Here is a 16,169-nt window from a genome sequence, read left to right on the forward strand (position 1 = left end):
CCTTGCGGCGAGGGCGGGTCTTTAGCCGCTGAACGGGGTGGACGCAAGCCGGGGAATGCAGTTTCTGTAGCGGGGTTGATCGGCGTGGTCCCCTGGCGGGCCACGTCGCCCGGACCTCTCCCCCTGTCGGACCGCCTGAATGTTGTTTTTGCGTCGTCGTCTCGTGTCCCTGTTGGTCGCGGCGGTTTCCGTCCCGACGCTTCTGGCCGGATGCCAGACCCCGGCCGCGGCGCCTTCGCTGGAGGCGCGGTCGGACCCGGCCGGGGCCCCGTCGATCGCGCGCGGGCCGTTCGTCGCCGCCGCCAATCCCCTGGCGGTCGAGGCTGGGATGAAGGTGCTGCGCCGGGGCGGCTCGGCCGTGGATGCGGCGGTCGCCGTCCAGGCGGTGCTGGGGCTGGTGGAACCCCAGTCGTCCGGCCTGGGGGGCGGCGCATTTTTGATGAGCTATGAGGCCAAGACCGGCCGGATCACCGCCTATGACGGGCGCGAGACGGCGCCCGCCTCAGCCACGCCCGAGCTGTTCTATGAGGACGGCAAGCCCCTGCCCTTCATCGACGCCATACTGTCGGGTCGATCGGCGGGCGCCCCCGGAGCGGTGGCCATGCTGGCGATGGCGCAGGGGGATCACGGACGGCTGGCGTGGCGCGATCTGTTCGAAGACGCCGAACGGCTGGCGCGCGACGGCTTTGTGGTCAGTCCGCGCCTGGCGGGCATGATCAACGGGCCGTGGCCCCAGGCCAAGACCCGATGGGCGAGCGCCCTGTTCACCGGCCCAGACGGCCGCCGCTACCGGGCCGGGGACGTCATGCGCAATCCGGCCTACGCCCGGACGGTTCAGGCCCTGGCGGCCGAGGGGCCGGGAGTCTTTTATGGTGGACGCATCGGCCGCGAGATCGCCCGCACTGTCGCCGAGGGTCCGCGCCCGGGCGGCCTGACCGAGGCGGACATCGCCGCCTATCGTCCGCTGCGCCGGGACGCCCTGTGCCGGCCCTATCGGATCTATGTGATCTGCGTTCCGCCCCCGCCGTCCAGCGGGGTGGCCCTGTTGCAGTTCCTGGCCATGGCGGAACACACGCCCGACATCCAGAAGGGGGCCGACAGTCCCGAGGCCTGGGTGGCCTTCGGCCGGCTGCAAAGGCTGATGTATGCTGATCGTGACCGCTATGTCGGCGATGCGGATTTCGTGGGCGTGCCGATCGCGGGCCTGCTGGACCCCGCCTATGTGGCCCAGCGCGCGGCCCTGGTCCCGGAGGTCGACGGGCCGGTTCCGGCGGGCGCGCCGCCCGGCTCTGCGCCGCGCAGCGCGGACGCCACGGCCGAGCCGGGCGGAACCTCGCACATGGTCATCGTCGATGCGGACGGGAATGCGGTCAGCATGACCACCACGGTCGAAAGCATCTTCGGCGACGGGCGGGTGGTCGAGGGCTTCTTCCTGAACAATCAGCTGACCGACTTTTCCTTCACCCCGACCGAAGACGGCCATCCGGCGGCCAACGCCGTAGCGGCGGGCAAGCGGCCGCGCTCGTCCATGACCCCCGTTCTGATCCTGGATCAGCAGGGGCGTCTGGTCGGGGCGATCGGGTCGCCCGGCGGGTCCAGCATCCTGGCCTATGTGGCCAAGGCCCTGGTCGGGATGATCGACTGGAACCTGCCGGTCCAGGAGGCGATCGCCCTGCCGAATCTGGTGGTGCGGGGCGGTTCGGTCGGCGCTGATACGGCGCAGATCCCGCCGGACATCGCCCAAGCCCTGGGAGCGGCCGGCATGGGGCTGAGGCCCAACGCCACGGAGACCTCGGGCCTGCATGGCGCGATGTGGCGCGACGGCCGCTGGGACGGCGGGGCCGATCCTCGACGGGAGGGGGTCGCGGTGTCGGAAGCGCCTTGAGGCCCCGATCCGGACGCGATCAGCGGCGAGGCTTGATCGAGAGCTGGAAGGCGATCAGCCCCTCATCCACATCGGTGTCCAGCCCGTTCATGCCGCGCAGCCCCTTGCCGGCGTCGATTTCGCGATAGACCAGACCGACCGAGGTCTGGACCGCGCCACGGCGATAGGCCACCCCCACGGAGGCGTCGCCCAGGAAGGATCCGCGGTCCTGAGTGTAGCCGGATCGAGCGTAGTCGCCGTCGCGGGTGCGGGCGAAATTATAGCCGACGGCGCGGCCCGAGCCGGCGGCATAGAGGTACCAGCGCGGACGCTGGCCGAACCGGGCGTCGCCGTCGGGCGCCAGGCGGTCCAGCCCCTCGCCGATCTTCAAAGTGGCGCCGGCTTCGGCCGATCCGCCCTCGCTGCCCAGGCCGACGCCGGCATGGGGCGTCAGACTGACCTCCAGGCCAGAGGCCGTGCGGCCGACCGCGCTGCGGAAGCCGCGCACATAGCGCAGATCATAGGCTTCGGGCTCCAGAACGGCCCGGTCCTGTAAGGTGACCGGCAGAGGGGAGCCGTCGGCGCGTGTCAGGCGGCCCGCGGTCTCTAGGCTGAGCCGATCGGTGAAGCCTTGGCGGTCGATCCAGATGTCGCGGCGGGTGCTGGCGGCGATCCCTTGAGCCTCGCCCGAGATCGCCAGGGGCGTCTTCATCTCGATCTCAGGGCCGAAGGGCGCGTCGGGAGAGACCCGAAAACTCTGCTGTTCGTTCAACCGAGCCGTGACGTTCGATCCGGTTTCGGGTGCGGCGTCAAAGGCGTCGGGGACCCAGGCCTGGGCGCGAGCATCGACCGCGCCGGCGGACGCCAGCACGCTTGCCACTCCAAACAACCAGGCCGCTACACGCATTCGGTCTCCCCACCGTCCGCTGTTCTCCAGCTTGCACCATGCACGGCGGGAGTCCAACAGACATTTTCACGACATTCTTTGGTCGTTTTTCAACGCCGCGCCTTGTGGCGGGTTCCGAACACGAAAAAAGGGCTCCGTGACCACGGAGCCCTTTCACGCCAGTTGCTGCGGCGCAGGAGGCCTATTGGCAGGCCAGACACTCGTCGTAGTCGGTCTTGGGCATGGAGAAGAGGTCTGGCTGGTTCGGGTCGATCTCGGCCTCGGCCTTGTCCTCGGCGCCGGCGAAGGCGGCGCGCTGAACCGACTTGGATCGCAGATAGTACAGGGACTTCACGCCGCGTTCCCAGGCCGACCAGTGCAGCATGTGCAGGTCCCACTTGTTGACGTCGCCGGGGATGAAGAGGTTCAGCGACTGGGCCTGGCAGATTTCCGGGGCGCGGTCGGCGGCCAGTTCCACCACCCAGCGCTGGTCCAGTTCGAAGGCGGTCTTGAAGATCCCCTTCTCGTCCTCGCTGAGGGCGTCCAGATGCTGGACCGAGCCCTCGTGCTGGAGGATGGAGCTCCAGACCGCCTCGGTGTTGATCCCCTTCTCGTCCAGCAGACGCTCCAGATAGGGGTTCTTGACGGCGAAGGAGCCCGACAGGGTCTTGTGGGTGTAGATATTGGCCGGGATCGGCTCGATGCCGGCCGACGTCCCGCCGCAGATGATCGAGATCGAGGCGGTCGGGGCGATGGCCAGCTTGTGGCTGAACCGCTCCATCACGCCGCGCTCCTCGGCGTCCAGGCAGGGGCCCTTCTCCTCGGCCAGGATGCGGCTGGCCTTGTCGGCCTCGCGACGCAGGTGCTTGAACAGGCGCATGTTCCACGACTTGGCCATGGCGCTCTCGAAGGCCACGCCCTGCGACTGCAGGAAGGAGTGGAAGCCCATCAGGCCCAGGCCCACCGAACGCTCGCGCTTGGCCGAATAGACGGCGGCGGCCATGGCCGGCGGGGCGCGGCGGATGAAGTCTTCCAGAACATTGTCCAGGAAGCGCATCAGATCCTCGACGAAGCGGGGCTCCTCGCGCCATTCTAGGAAGGTCTCGGCGTTGACCGACGACAGGCAGCAGACGGCGGTCCGGTCCACGCCCAGGTGGTCGCGGCCGGTGTGCAGCATGATCTCGGCGCACAGGTTGGACTGTTTGACCTTCAGCCCCAGTTCCCGCTGGTGCGGCGCCATCTGGCGGTTCACCGTGTCGGAGAAGATCATATAGGGCTCGCCGGTCTGCATCCGGATGTCGAGCAGCTTGGTCCACAGCGAGCGGGCGTCGACGGTCTTCAGCACCTCGCCGGTCTTGGGCGAGCGCAGGCCGAAGGTGGAGCCGGTCTTCACCGCCTCCATGAACTCGTCAGTGACGTTGACGCCGTGGTGCAGGTTCAACGAGCGACGGTTGAAGTCGCCCGAGGGTTTGCGGATCTCGAGGAACTCCTCGATCTCCGGGTGGTGGATGTCCAGATAGACGGCGGCCGAGCCGCGACGCAGCGACCCCTGGCTGATCGCCAACGTCAGCGAGTCCATCACGCGGATGAAGGGGATGATGCCCGAGGTCTTGCCCGCGCCCTTGACCTTCTCGCCGATGGAGCGGACGCCGCCCCAGTAGGTGCCGATGCCGCCGCCGTTCGAGGCCAGGGCGACGTTCTCGTTCCAGACGCTCTGGATGCCGTCCAGGCTGTCGCCGACCGCGTTCAGGAAGCAGGAGATCGGCAGGCCGCGATCAGCGCCGCCGTTCGACAGGACCGGGGTCGCGGGCATGAACCACAGGCGGCTCATATAGTCATACAGGCGCTGGGCGTGGTCGGCGTCGTCCGAGAAGGCGGTCGAGACGCGGGCGAACATGTCCTGATAGCTCTCGCCCGGCAGCAGGTAGCGGTCCTCCAGCGTCTTCTTGCCGAAATCGGTCAGCAGGGCGTCGCGCGAACGATCCACCTGGACCGATTTCACGACGGTCAGATGCGGCTTCTCAGGCGCCGCGTTCGTCGCAACACCTTGGAATTCCGCTGTCTTCAAAGCCTCGCCGCCAGCCATAGTCATCTGCGTCCTGAACAATAAACTGCCTAGAGCCACCTGCGCCGCAACCACATCATCTAGTGGCTCCAGCGCTCCCCGAGCCCACATATAGGGCGCACATGCCTAATAAGCCGTCAACGTCTTGACGCTCGCTTTGTCGGCGAATCGGTCGGACAAGTCGGCCTCGCCTGGGGAAAGTTCAGCGCGCAAGCCAGCAAACCCCTCTCGGGCCTTCGCGGCCGCGACATCACGAAGGCGTGATCGGAACTTCGGTCCAGCTTGGCCGTTTCGACGCCCCATGGCCGTTTCCGACTTCCGTCCCTTTTTGATACGCCTGCTGACGGTCGCGCGCGCCGAGACGGCCGCTCTGACGGCCCTGTTCGTCGCCGCCTTGGGCGTGACGGTGTTCGTCGAAATCGCTGACGACATGACCGAAGCCGACGGTCAGAGTTTTGACCGCCAGGTGTTGAGCCTGATGCGGCCCTATGCCGACGATCCCGGCCGCCCCTGGGGGCCGTGGTGGCTGAAGGAGGCGGCGGCGGACCTCACTTCGCTGGGCGGCATATCGGTGCTGGGCCTGTTCGCCCTGATCGTCGTCCTCTTTCTGCTGAGCCAGAGAAAATGGCTGTCGTCCCTGCTGCTGGTCCTGGGGCTGACGGGCGGCGTCATGCTGAGCGAGGGGCTGAAGGCGGTGTTCGAACGCGAGCGTCCGCCCCAGGCGCTTCAGGCGGTTGAGACGATCAACGCCAGCTTCCCCTCCGGTCACGCCCTGCTCGCGACGGTCTTCTATCTGAGCGTGGCCGTCATGCTGACCCGCGCCTTTCCACGCAGGCGGTTTAAGATCTTCGTCCTGGGCGTGGGCATGGTGATGGCCTTGCTGGTCGGCCTGACCCGCATCTATCTGGGCGCCCACTGGGCGACGGACGTCTTCGCCGGCTGGGCCGTGGGCTCGGCCTGGGCCATGCTTCTGTGGCTGGTCGCCTATGGGGTCGCGCGTTGGCAGAAGCGTCGCCGGGCGCCCTTGCAGGACGAACCGTCTCCGACGGCGGACGAGACGCCCGGCGATCCGACCAAAGTCTAGAACCTACTCAACCGCGGGAGGCCCCATAGTCGGCGCCGACGACGCCTCGTCCGAACAGGGGCGCGCAGACGGGAGAGACGCCATGGATCACGCCGCCCTCTACGCCGAGCGGCTGAAGACGCCGGACGAAGCCGCCGCCCTGATCCGATCCGGCGCCAGGATCGCCATGGGCCTGGGGGTGTCCCAGCCCCCGGCCCTGCTGAAGGCCCTAGCCCAACGGGCCGAGCGGGGCGAGGTCGAAGACCTGAACCTCTATTATCTCCTCTCCACCGCCATCGCCGGCGACACCGTGCTGCGCTACGAGCTGATGGACCGCATCCGGCCCTGGAGCCTGTTCCACAGCGCCGTCGAACGCCGGCTGGAGCAGCGCGCCTTCGAGGAGGGGCGGCCCAGCCCGGTCCAGTTCATCCCGACCGGCTTCCAGCAGTCGCCCCGCCTGCTGTGCGACGAGGTCGGCGTCGACACCTTGGTCTGCACCGTCTCGCCGATGGACGCGGACGGCTTCTTCTCCTTCGGCACCAATACCGACTACGCCAAGCCGGTGTCGGAGACGGCCCGGACGATCATTGTCGAGGTCAATCCGCATATGCCGCGCGTGTACGGCGACTGCACCGTCCATGTCTCCAGGGTGTCCGGAATCGTCGAACACGCCGCCCCGCTTCTGGCCGTGCCCAAGGCCGAACCCCAGCCGGCCGACCTGGCCATCGGCCGGATCATCGCCGACCTGGTCGAGCACGGGGCGACGCTGCAGATGGGGATCGGCGCCCTGCCCAACGCCGTCTGCGACGCCCTGAAGAACCACCGCGACCTGGGGGTCCATACCGAGATGCTGACGCCGGGCCTGGTCGAACTGATGCAGGCCGGGGTGGCGAACCATACCCGCAAGACCCTGCATCCTGGAGTCGGGGTCTTCGCCTTCTCGATGGGCGACCAGAACACCTATGACTTCCTGCACGAGAACCGGGGGCTTGAGGCCCGGCCCGTCTCCTATGTCAACGATCCGGCGGTCATCGCCCGCAACGCCAAGATGGTCTCGGTCAACGCCACGCTCCAGATCGACCTGAGCGGCGCCTGCTGTTCGGAGTATCTGAACGGCCGCCAGTTCACCGCCTCGGGCGGACAGCTCGACTTCGTGCGCGGCGCCTATGGCTCCGACGGCGGCAAGTCGATCATCGCCTGTCATGCGACGGCGGCCAGGGGGAGCTGCTCGCGCATCGTCGCCCGGCTGGACGGCCCGGTCACCACGCCCCGCAACGACGTGCATATCGTCGTCACCGAGCACGGGTGGGCCAACCTGAAGGGCCGATCGACCGGCGAGCGGGCCCGCGCCCTGATCGCCCTCGCCGCGCCCGAGTTCCGCGACGGCCTCACGGCCGAGGCCAGGCGGCAGGGTCTGATCTGAACCCCTTCTTGCGAGTCGTTATCGGCTTTTCATTTCCGGCGTCCTGGCCTAAACCCCGCCGCGTCATCGGGGAGTAGCCGCCCGCAACCATCAGCGGGGCCCGCGTCAACATACTTCCTCTCCCGGAGAGGATGGCGCGGGAACGGTCCAGGGTCTTTCAGATCCGGATCACGGCAAGACCGGCGGCTTTCGCAGGGACGTCCATGCGGGGCCCGGCTGCGAACGCCACAGGTCCGTCCGCCGAGGCTCCCGCGCATACAGGTTCCCGTTGGAAGCCTTCCTCATTTCGACCGGCCTGGTCTCCATCGCGGAGATCGGGGACAAGACCATGTTGCTGTCCATCGTGATGGCGGCGACCTGGCGACGCCCCACGCCCATCATACTGGGCATTCTGGCGGCCACCCTGCTGAACCACGCCTTCGCCGCCCTGGCCGGCACCGTCCTGGCCCATTTCATCACGGGCGACTGGATGCGCTGGATCGTCGGCGTCGCCTTTCTGGGCTTCGCGGCCTGGGCCCTGATTCCCGATACGCTGGACGAGCAGAAGGGCGAGGTTCAGCGCGGCTTCTGGGCCATCTTCTGGACCACCGCCTCGGCCTTCTTCCTGATCGAAATGGGCGACAAGACCCAGGTGGCCACCGCCATGCTGGCCGCCCGATTCGAGAATCTGCCGGTGGTGGTCGCCGGTTCGACCCTGGGGATGATGCTGGTCAACGGGCCCGCCGTCCTGCTGGGCGAGACGGCGGCGAAGAAGCTGCCGCTGAAGTGGATCCGGCTGGCCGCCGCCGCCGGTTTCGCGGCGACAGGCCTGTGGATTCTGCTGACGCCCTGATCCCCTAGCGGAAGACCGTCAGGGCCAGGTGCTGCAACAGCATGATGGTTTTGGCGTCGCGGATGCGGCCGTCGGCGATCATGGCCAGGGCCTCGTCCACGGTCGGCTCCAGCACCTCGATGTCCTCGCCCTCGTCCGGATGGCCGCCGCCGTCGCCGATCCGCATGGACGCATCATATTCGGCGACGAAGAAGTGCAGGATTTCGGTGACGGAGCCGGGGCTCATGAATGCCTCGAACACCTTGCGGACCGCGCCGAGGCGGTAGCCCAGCTCCTCCTCGACCTCGGCGCGGATTCGCACCTCGGGCTGGGCGTCGTCCAGCAGACCGGCCGCCGCCTCGATCAGCAGGTCGTCATAGCCGTTCAGATAGGCCGGCAGGCGGAACTGGCGCACCAGCAGCACGGTGCGCGCCGCCGGATTATAGGGCAGAAGCACCGCCCCATTGCCCCGGTCGTAATGCTCCCGCTCCTGGGTCTGCCAGACGCCGTCGCGCCGTTTCCAGTCGAAACGGGTCGTCTTCAGCACATACCAGTTGTCCGAGAGAAGCCGGGTCTGATGGATCCTGATGCGGTCCTTTACGGTCATTCGGCTTCTCCCGCGACGCAGCCTAGCCCTGGCGCGCGCCGCGCTTGGCTAGAACACGCAGGCGGAGCGCATTCAGCTTGATGAAGCCGGCGGCGTCCTTGTGGTCATAGGCCTGGACGCCTTCCTCGAAGGTCACCAGATCCTGGTCGTACAGGCTATTGGGGCTCTCGCGGCCGATGACCGAGACATTGCCCTTGTACAGCTTGACCTTGACCGTGCCGGAGACGTTTTCCTGGCTCTTGTCGATGGCGGCCTGAAGCATCTCGCGCTCGGGCGAGAACCAGAAGCCGTTGTAGATCAGCTCGGCGTATTTCGGCATCAGCTGGTCCTTCAGGTGCATGGAGCCGCCGTCCAGGGTGATGCTTTCGATGCCGCGGTGGGCCGCGATCAGGATGGTCCCGCCGGGGGTCTCATAGACGCCGCGCGACTTCATGCCGACGAAACGGTTCTCGACCAGGTCGAGACGGCCGATGCCGTTGTCGTGGCCGTACTGGTTCAGGGCGGTCAGGAGGGTGGCCGGGCTCATGGCCTCGCCGTTGATCGAGACGGCGTCGCCCTTTTCGAAACCGATCTCGATGACGGTCGCCTTGTCCGGCGCGTCCTCGGGCGAAATGGTCCGCTGGTGGACGAACTCGGGGGCCTCGACCGCCGGGTCTTCCAGCACCTTGCCCTCGGAGGACGAGTGCAGAAGGTTGGCGTCGACCGAGAAGGGCGCCTCGCCGCGCTTGTCCTTGGCGATCGGGATCTGGTTCTTCTCGGCGAAGTCCAGCAGGGCCTCGCGGCTGCGGAACGCCCATTCGCGCCAGGGGGCGATCACCCGGATGTCGGGCTCCAGGGCGTAATAGCCCAGTTCGAAGCGGACCTGGTCGTTGCCCTTGCCGGTGGCGCCGTGACAGACGGCGTCGGCGCCGACCTGACGGGCGATCTCGATCTGGCGCTTGGAGATCAGCGGACGGGCGATGGAGGTGCCCAGCAGATAGTCGCCCTCGTATTGCGCATTGGCGCGGAACATCGGAAAGACGAAGTCGCGCACGAATTCCTCGCGCAGGTCGTCGATGAAGATGTTCTCGGGCTTGATGCCCAGCTTCAGCGCCTTTTCGCGCGCCGGGCCAAGCTCCTCGCCCTGACCCAGGTCGGCGGTGAAGGTCACGACCTCGGCGTTATATTCGGTCTGCAGCCATTTCAGGATGATCGAGGTGTCCAGCCCGCCCGAATAGGCGAGGACGACTTTCTTCACGGGCTTGTCAGCGGGGGCGGACATGGCGGCTCTTTCGGTAAATTCGACGGCGCGATGGGGAGAATTGACGCGCGCATAAGACCGGGGGTCCGGCGATGCAACCTTTTCCGGGGCGGCCCCACGGAAAGATGAAGCTTTGTTCATGTTCAGTCGGTCGCGTTGCCAGTGGATCGACCGTCGTTATGGTCGTCGTTCATCTGTCACCAAGGATGTCGAACCCATGCGTCGCGCCTCTTGCTTCGTCGCCGCCGCCGCCCTTCTGGCGGTCTCCACCCCGGTCTGGGCCTCAAACGCCGCCGCGTCGGCCCCCGTAGCCTCGGCCCAGGCCGCCGCGCCCGCCCTGCGGGCCGCACCGGTGTCCGAACTGGTCGCCGAGGTGGACATACCCTACACCCGCTTCACCCTGGACAACGGCCTGACCGTTCTGGTCCATGAAGACCACAAGGCCCCGGTTGTGGCCGTATCGGTCTGGTACAACGTCGGCTCCAAGGACGAGCCTGAGGGCAAGACGGGCTTCGCCCACCTGTTCGAGCACCTGATGTTCGGCGGCTCGGAGAATGCGCCGGGCAGCTATTTCACGCCGATGCGCAACATGGGCGCGACGGACATGAACGGCACCACCTGGTTCGACCGCACCAACTATTTCGAGACGGTTCCGACCCCGGCGCTGGAACAGGCCCTGTTCATGGAAAGCGACCGGATGGGCTATATGCTGGGCGCCATCAGCCAGGAGACGCTCGATCTCCAGCGCGGCGTCGTCCAGAACGAAAAACGCCAGGGCGACAACCAGCCCTACGGCCTGAATGAGTACAAGCAGCTGGAGGCCCTGTTCCCGGAGGGCCACCCTTATCGCCACTCGACGATCGGCTCGATGGCCGACCTGGACGCGGCCTCGATGGAGACGGTGCGGGACTGGTTCCGCTCCAACTATGGTCCGAACAACGCCGTCCTGGTCCTGGCCGGCGACATCACCCCGGCCAAGGCGCGGGAGCTGACCGAGAAGTATTTCGGCCCGATTCCGCGCGGCCCGGTCAACACCCCGGCCCAGGCCTCCGTACCGACCCTGCCGGCGCCGGTCAGCGAAACCACCCACGACCGCGTCTCCAACGCCCGAATTCAGATCAGCTGGGCCGTGCCCGGCCTGTTGGACGCGGACACCGTGCCGCTCAGCATCGGCGCCTCGGTCCTGGGCGGCCTGGCCAGCTCGCGGCTGGATAATGAACTGGTGCGCGGGGAGCAGACCGCCGTCTCGGTCAGCGCGAACAACGGCGCCTTCCACCGCGTCGGCATGTTCGAAATCACCGTCGACGTGAAGCCGGGCCAGGACCCGGCGGCCGTCGAGGCCCGCGCCCGCCAGATCCTGAACGATCTGATCGCCAACGGCCCGACGGCGGCCGAGGTGGAACGGGTCAAGACCCAGTACGTCTCGCGCACGGTTCAAGGTCTGGAACAGGTCGGCGGCTTCGGCGGCAAGGCCGTGGCCCTGGCTGAGGGCCAGCTCTACGCCGGCGATCCGGAGCACTACAAGAAGGAGCTCCAGGCCTATGCGGCGGCCACCCCCGCCCAGGTCCAGGCGGCCATGCAGAAATGGCTGACCCGTCCGGCCTATACCCTGACCACCCTGCCGGGCGAGCGTGAGGCCTATCAGGAGGCGGCGGAGGCTCCCTCGGGCGCCAACCGCACCCCGGCGCCCCCGATCGAGCGCGTGGCCCGCATGCCCAAGCCCGAGATCGCCGCCGTCGCCAACGTCGACTTCCCCACTGTGGAGCGCACGCGCCTGTCGAACGGGGTCGAGGTGGTCTACGCCCAGCGCGACGCCGTGCCTGCGACCAAGATCGCCATCGAGTTCGACGCGGGCATCGCCGCCGACGAGGCGTCCAAGCTGGGGCTGCAGACCCTGATGCTGGACCTGATGGACGAGGGCACCCGCAGCATGAACGCCACCCAGCTGGCCGAGGCGCAAGAAACCCTCGGCGCCGCCATCTCGACCGGCGCCTCGATGGACCGATCGGTGGTCCAGTTGTCGGCCGTGACCCCAAACCTGGAGCCCTCGGTCGCCCTGCTGGCCGAGGTGGTCAAGACCCCCGCCTTCGCCGCCTCGGAGCTGGAGCGTCTGCGCGCCACCCGCCTGGCCCGCATCGCCGCTGAGCGCACCCAGCCGGCCGCCCTGGCCAACCGCGCCCTGCCCGAACTGATCTACGGCTCGGCCAACCCCTATGGCCGCCCGTTCAGCGGCAACGGCGACGAGGCCAGCGTCAAGGCGATCACCGAGGCCGACATCCGCGCGGACTACGCCGAGTGGATCCGTCCCGACAACGCCAAGATCTTCGTGGTCTCGGACAAGCCTCTGGCGGAGATCAAGCCTCTGCTCGACGCCCAGTTCGGCCATTGGGTCCCCTCGGCCACCCCCAAGGGCGTGAAGGATTATTCCGCGCCGATCCCCGCGACCCCGTCGAAGATCGTGCTGATCGACCGGCCGCAGTCGCCTCAGTCCTACATCATGGGCGGGACGGTCTTGTCGGCCAAGGGCTCGGACGACCTGCTGGTCTTCAACGCCGCCAACAATGTGCTGGGCAACGACTTCCTGTCGCGCATCAACTCGGACCTGCGCGAGACCAAGGGGTGGTCTTACGGCGTCAACGCCTCGACCGCCGGCTTCGTCGGCCGCGTGCCCTATCTGATCACCGCCCCGGTCCAGGCCGACCAGACCGGGCCGGCCATCACCGCCCTGAACGCCCAGTTCAACGACTTCCTGAAGGGCGGCAAGGGCGTGACGCCGGCTGAGCTGGAGCGGACCGTCAACGGCAATACCCGCCGTCTGGCCGGCAGCTATGAAACCTCCTTGGCGGTTCTGAACGCCATGCGGGTCAACGACATGCTGGGCCGTCCGGACGACTATCCGGAAACGGTGGCCGCTCGCACCAACGCCCTGACGACGGCCGAACTGGACGCCGCCGCCCAGGCCGCGCTCGACCCGTCCCGCTTCGTCTGGGTGGTCGTCGGCGACGCCTCGGTGGTCAAGCCCCAGCTCGACGCCCTGGGCCTGCCGGTCGAGGTTCGCTCGGCGAGCGGCGCCGCCCAGTAAGAGCCTCGTCAGTCGCAAACGACAAAGGCCCGGAGCATTTGCTCCGGGCCTTCTTTTTCGTCCTTACCGCGCCGAAAGGCTCAGATCAGGGCGCCGTGGCAGTGTTTGAACTTGCGGCCCGAGCCGCAGGGGCAGGGCGCATTGCGGCCGGTCATCTCCCAGCCCGGCGGAAGCGCCTCGACCGGCAGTTTCGACCGGTCGTCGCCGATCAGCTGGCCTTCGGGGTTCTGAGCGGCCGGATCGGCCATCTCATTTTCGCCGGTGCCGGGGTTCAGGTGGATTTCCTGGAACTCAGGCAGTTCAGGCGGCGCCTGGAAGCGGAACTCCACCGTCATCAGCCAGCGGGTGACGTTGTGGCGCAGGTCGTAGAGCAGACCTTCGAACAGGTTGAAGGCCTCGGTCTTATACTCCTGCAACGGGTCGCGCTGGCCGTAGCCGCGCAGGCCGATCACGCCGCGCAGATGGTCCAGATGGACCAGGTGTTCGCGCCACTGCATGTCGATCATCTGCAGCATGAATTGCTTTTCCAGGCCGCGCGTCTGTTCGGCGCCGATCAGCTCCAGACGTTCGGCCGCGCGGGCGTCGGCGGCGGCGAGCAGCCGCTCCTCGATCTCCTCGTTGGAGACGCCTTCCTCGGCTGCCCAGTCGTGGAGCGGCAGCTCCAGCCCCAGGGTCGAGCGGACCTTTTCATCCAGGCCGTCGATGTCCCACTGTTCGGCATAGGCCTTGGGCGGCATGTAGCGTTCGACCAGGTCGGACACCACGTCGCGGCGGAAGTCGCCGACCAGTTCCGACAGATCCTCGGAATCCATGAACTCCTGGCGCTGTTCGAACACGGCCTTGCGCTGGTCGTTCACGACGTCGTCGTACTTCAGCAGGTTCTTGCGGATGTCATAGTTGCGGGTCTCGACCCGCTTCTGGGCAGTCTCGATGGCGCGGTTCAGCCAGGGGTGGGTGATGGCCTCGCCTTCCGCGACCCCGAAGGTCTTCATGATCGAGTCCAGACGATCGCCGGCGAAGATGCGCAGCAGGTCGTCCTCGCAGGACAGATAGAATTTCGACACGCCGGGGTCGCCCTGGCGGCCGGTGCGGCCGCGCAGCTGGTTGTCGATCCGGCGGCTCTCATGGCGTTCGGTGCCCAGGACGAACAGACCGCCGGCGGCCAGGGCCTTCTCGCGGTTGACGGCGATCTCGGCCTTGAACTCGGCCTCCTTGGCCGCCTGCATCTCGGGCGTGACCTCGACGGCCATGTTCCGCTGTTCCAGCAGCCATTTCTGCATCTTCATCTCGAGGTTGCCCCCGAGCTGGATGTCGGTGCCGCGGCCGGCCATGTTGGTGGCGATGGTCACCGCGCCCGGCAGACCGGCGTCGGCGACGATATAGGCCTCCTGCTCATGCTGGCGCGCGTTCAGGACCGAGTGCGGAATGCCGCGCAGCTTGGTCTCGTAGGTAATGTCATAGGCGGCGTCGCCGATCTTCTCGGCCTCCTTGGCCTTACCCTCGTACTGGGGCTTCAGCTTGCGCGAGACCTCGACCTTGTACTCATAGGTGCGCAGCAGCTCGGACAGTTGTTCGGAGCGCTCGATCGAGACCGTGCCGACCAGGATGGGCTGACCCGCCAGGTGACATTCGGCGATCTGTCGGGCGATGGCCTGGCTCTTTTCCGCATGGGTCCGATAGACTTCGTCGTCATAGTCCTTGCGCTGGATCGGCCGGTTGGTCGGCACCTCCAGCACCTCCATCTTATAGATGTCGCCGAACTCCTGGGCCTCGGTGGCGGCCGTGCCGGTCATGCCGGACAGCTTCTGATACAGGCGGAAGTAGTTCTGGATCGTCACCGAGGCCAGGGTCTGGTTCTCGGGCTGGATCTTGACGTCCTCCTTGGCCTCGATGGCCTGGTGCAGGCCTTCGGACAGGCGCCGGCCGGTCATCATCCGACCGGTGAACTCGTCGATCAGAATGATCTCGCCGCCCTTGATGATATAGTCCTTGTCGCGCTGATACAGGGTGTTGGCGCGCAGGGCCTGGTTGGAGTGGTGGACCAGGCTGATGTTGGCGGCGTCATAAAGACCGGTAGTGTCGGGGGCGAAATGGCCGCCCTTCTCCAGGGCCTCTTCCAGACGCTCGGAACCCAGCTCGGTCAGCAGAACCTGTTTCTGCTTCTCGTCCAGTTCATAGGTGTCCTTGTCCTTGATCAGATCTTTGATCAGGGCGTCCAGCACCTTGTACAGGTCCGACCGATCCTCGGTGGGGCCCGAGATGATCAGGGGCGTGCGCGCCTCGTCGATCAGGATGGAGTCGACCTCGTCGACGATGGCGAAGTTGTGGGGGCGCTGCACCATCTCGCGTCGGTCATAGACCAGGTTGTCGCGCAGATAGTCGAAGCCGAACTCGTTGTTGGTGCCGTAGGTCACGTCGGCGGCGTAGGCGGCCTGGCGCTGGCCCTGGGACAGGCCGTTGACGATGACCCCGACCTCAAGACCCAGGAAGCGATAGACCCGGCCCATGGTCTCGGCGTCGCGGCGGGCCAGATAGTCGTTGACGGTGATGACGTGGACGCCCTTGCCTTCCAGGGCGTTCAGATAGACCGGCGCCACGGCGACCAGGGTCTTGCCTTCGCCGGTCCGCATTTCGGCGATGCCGCCCTCATGCAGGATCATGCCGCCCGCCAGCTGGACGTCATATTGACGCTGGCCCAGCACCCGCTTGGACGCCTCGCGCACGACGGCGAAGGCTTCGGGCAGGATCTTGTCCAGGCTTTCGCCATTGCTCAGACGGTCGCGGAAAGCGTCAGTCATCATCAGCAGTTCGTCGTCCGACAGGGCGGCGAACTTGGGCTCGAGCGCATTGATGCGCTGGGCGTGGTCCTGGAAAGCCTTGACCTTGCGGTCGTTGGAAGAGCCGAAGAGTTTCTTGGCGAAGCCGAGCATGTCAGATCCGGTAAAGGTCGAGCGTCATTAAGGAGCGGCTCTGAAATCCCGTGAGGGGCGGCGAGGATCGCGCCCCAAGCGGCGTTCGGACCGATGACGGCCCCGCCGCGCCGACACAGGCGCGCGCGAAGGGCCGCGCAGACGATCAAAACCCCTCGACTTGGGCGCAGGCGGGACTTAAGCACCGCCCTAACCCCT

At 67.0% G+C, this 16,169-nt stretch carries 10 protein-coding genes and 1 riboswitch; of the genes, 5 read left to right on the forward strand and 5 right to left on the reverse strand.

Annotated features, from left to right (window positions below; genetic code table 11):
- Positions 1 to 139: 139 nt before the first annotated feature.
- A complete protein-coding gene (locus BSP_RS02315) occupies positions 140 to 1,885 on the forward strand; it encodes a gamma-glutamyltransferase family protein (protein WP_152949169.1) in 1,746 nt (581 codons plus the stop codon).
- 19 nt (positions 1,886 to 1,904) lie between these two features.
- On the opposite strand, the gene BSP_RS02320 is transcribed toward BSP_RS02315, so the two are convergent.
- Together BSP_RS02320 and BSP_RS02325 are read right to left on the reverse strand one after the other, a co-directional pair.
- Positions 1,905 to 2,735 (reverse strand): lipid A-modifier LpxR family protein, encoded by an 831-nt coding sequence (locus tag BSP_RS02320; protein WP_224761120.1) that lies wholly within the window; start codon positions 2,733 to 2,735, stop codon positions 1,905 to 1,907.
- A gap of 217 nt (positions 2,736 to 2,952) precedes the next feature.
- Positions 2,953 to 4,842, reverse strand: coding sequence for a ribonucleoside-diphosphate reductase subunit alpha (locus BSP_RS02325; protein ID WP_152949170.1), 1,890 nt, complete (start codon positions 4,840 to 4,842; stop codon positions 2,953 to 2,955).
- Positions 4,843 to 5,116: 274 nt separating this feature from the next.
- On the opposite strand from BSP_RS02325, the gene BSP_RS02330 reads away from it, so the two are divergent.
- The 3 genes from BSP_RS02330 to BSP_RS02340 all read left to right on the forward strand — a co-directional run bounded on the left by BSP_RS02330 (position 5,117) and on the right by BSP_RS02340 (position 8,133).
- The gene (locus tag BSP_RS02330; RefSeq protein WP_152949171.1) at positions 5,117 to 5,899 is read left to right on the forward strand and encodes a phosphatase PAP2 family protein; all 783 of its coding nucleotides are present in this window, start codon (positions 5,117 to 5,119) and stop codon (positions 5,897 to 5,899) included.
- Positions 5,900 to 5,981: 82 nt separating this feature from the next.
- On the forward strand, positions 5,982 to 7,301 hold the full coding sequence (locus tag BSP_RS02335; RefSeq protein ID WP_152949172.1) for an acetyl-CoA hydrolase/transferase family protein: 1,320 nt from the start codon (positions 5,982 to 5,984) through the stop codon (positions 7,299 to 7,301).
- A 55-nt stretch (positions 7,302 to 7,356) separates the two neighbouring features.
- A riboswitch (yybP-ykoY riboswitch) is annotated at positions 7,357 to 7,500 on the forward strand.
- A 69-nt stretch (positions 7,501 to 7,569) separates the two neighbouring features.
- A complete protein-coding gene (locus BSP_RS02340) occupies positions 7,570 to 8,133 on the forward strand; it encodes a TMEM165/GDT1 family protein (RefSeq protein WP_152949173.1) in 564 nt (187 codons plus the stop codon).
- Positions 8,134 to 8,137: 4 nt separating this feature from the next.
- On the opposite strand, the gene BSP_RS02345 is transcribed toward BSP_RS02340, so the two are convergent.
- Together BSP_RS02345 and BSP_RS02350 are read right to left on the reverse strand one after the other, a co-directional pair.
- On the reverse strand, positions 8,138 to 8,719 hold the full coding sequence (locus BSP_RS02345; protein WP_054764288.1) for an NUDIX domain-containing protein: 582 nt from the start codon (positions 8,717 to 8,719) through the stop codon (positions 8,138 to 8,140).
- A gap of 22 nt (positions 8,720 to 8,741) precedes the next feature.
- The gene (locus tag BSP_RS02350) at positions 8,742 to 9,980 is read right to left on the reverse strand and encodes an argininosuccinate synthase (protein WP_152949174.1); all 1,239 of its coding nucleotides are present in this window, start codon (positions 9,978 to 9,980) and stop codon (positions 8,742 to 8,744) included.
- Between the two features lie 196 nt (positions 9,981 to 10,176).
- Between BSP_RS02350 and BSP_RS02355 the strand changes: the two genes are divergently transcribed.
- The gene (locus BSP_RS02355) at positions 10,177 to 13,041 is read left to right on the forward strand and encodes a pitrilysin family protein (protein WP_152949175.1); all 2,865 of its coding nucleotides are present in this window, start codon (positions 10,177 to 10,179) and stop codon (positions 13,039 to 13,041) included.
- 80 nt (positions 13,042 to 13,121) lie between these two features.
- Here BSP_RS02355 and secA read toward each other — a convergent pair whose 3' ends face one another.
- Positions 13,122 to 15,971, reverse strand: coding sequence for a preprotein translocase subunit SecA (secA, locus tag BSP_RS02360; protein WP_152949176.1), 2,850 nt, complete (start codon positions 15,969 to 15,971; stop codon positions 13,122 to 13,124).
- Between the last annotated feature and the right edge of the window lie 198 nt (positions 15,972 to 16,169).

This window comes from Brevundimonas sp. Bb-A (assembly GCF_009394735.1).
In the GTDB taxonomy this organism is placed as follows: domain Bacteria; phylum Pseudomonadota; class Alphaproteobacteria; order Caulobacterales; family Caulobacteraceae; genus Brevundimonas; species Brevundimonas aurantiaca.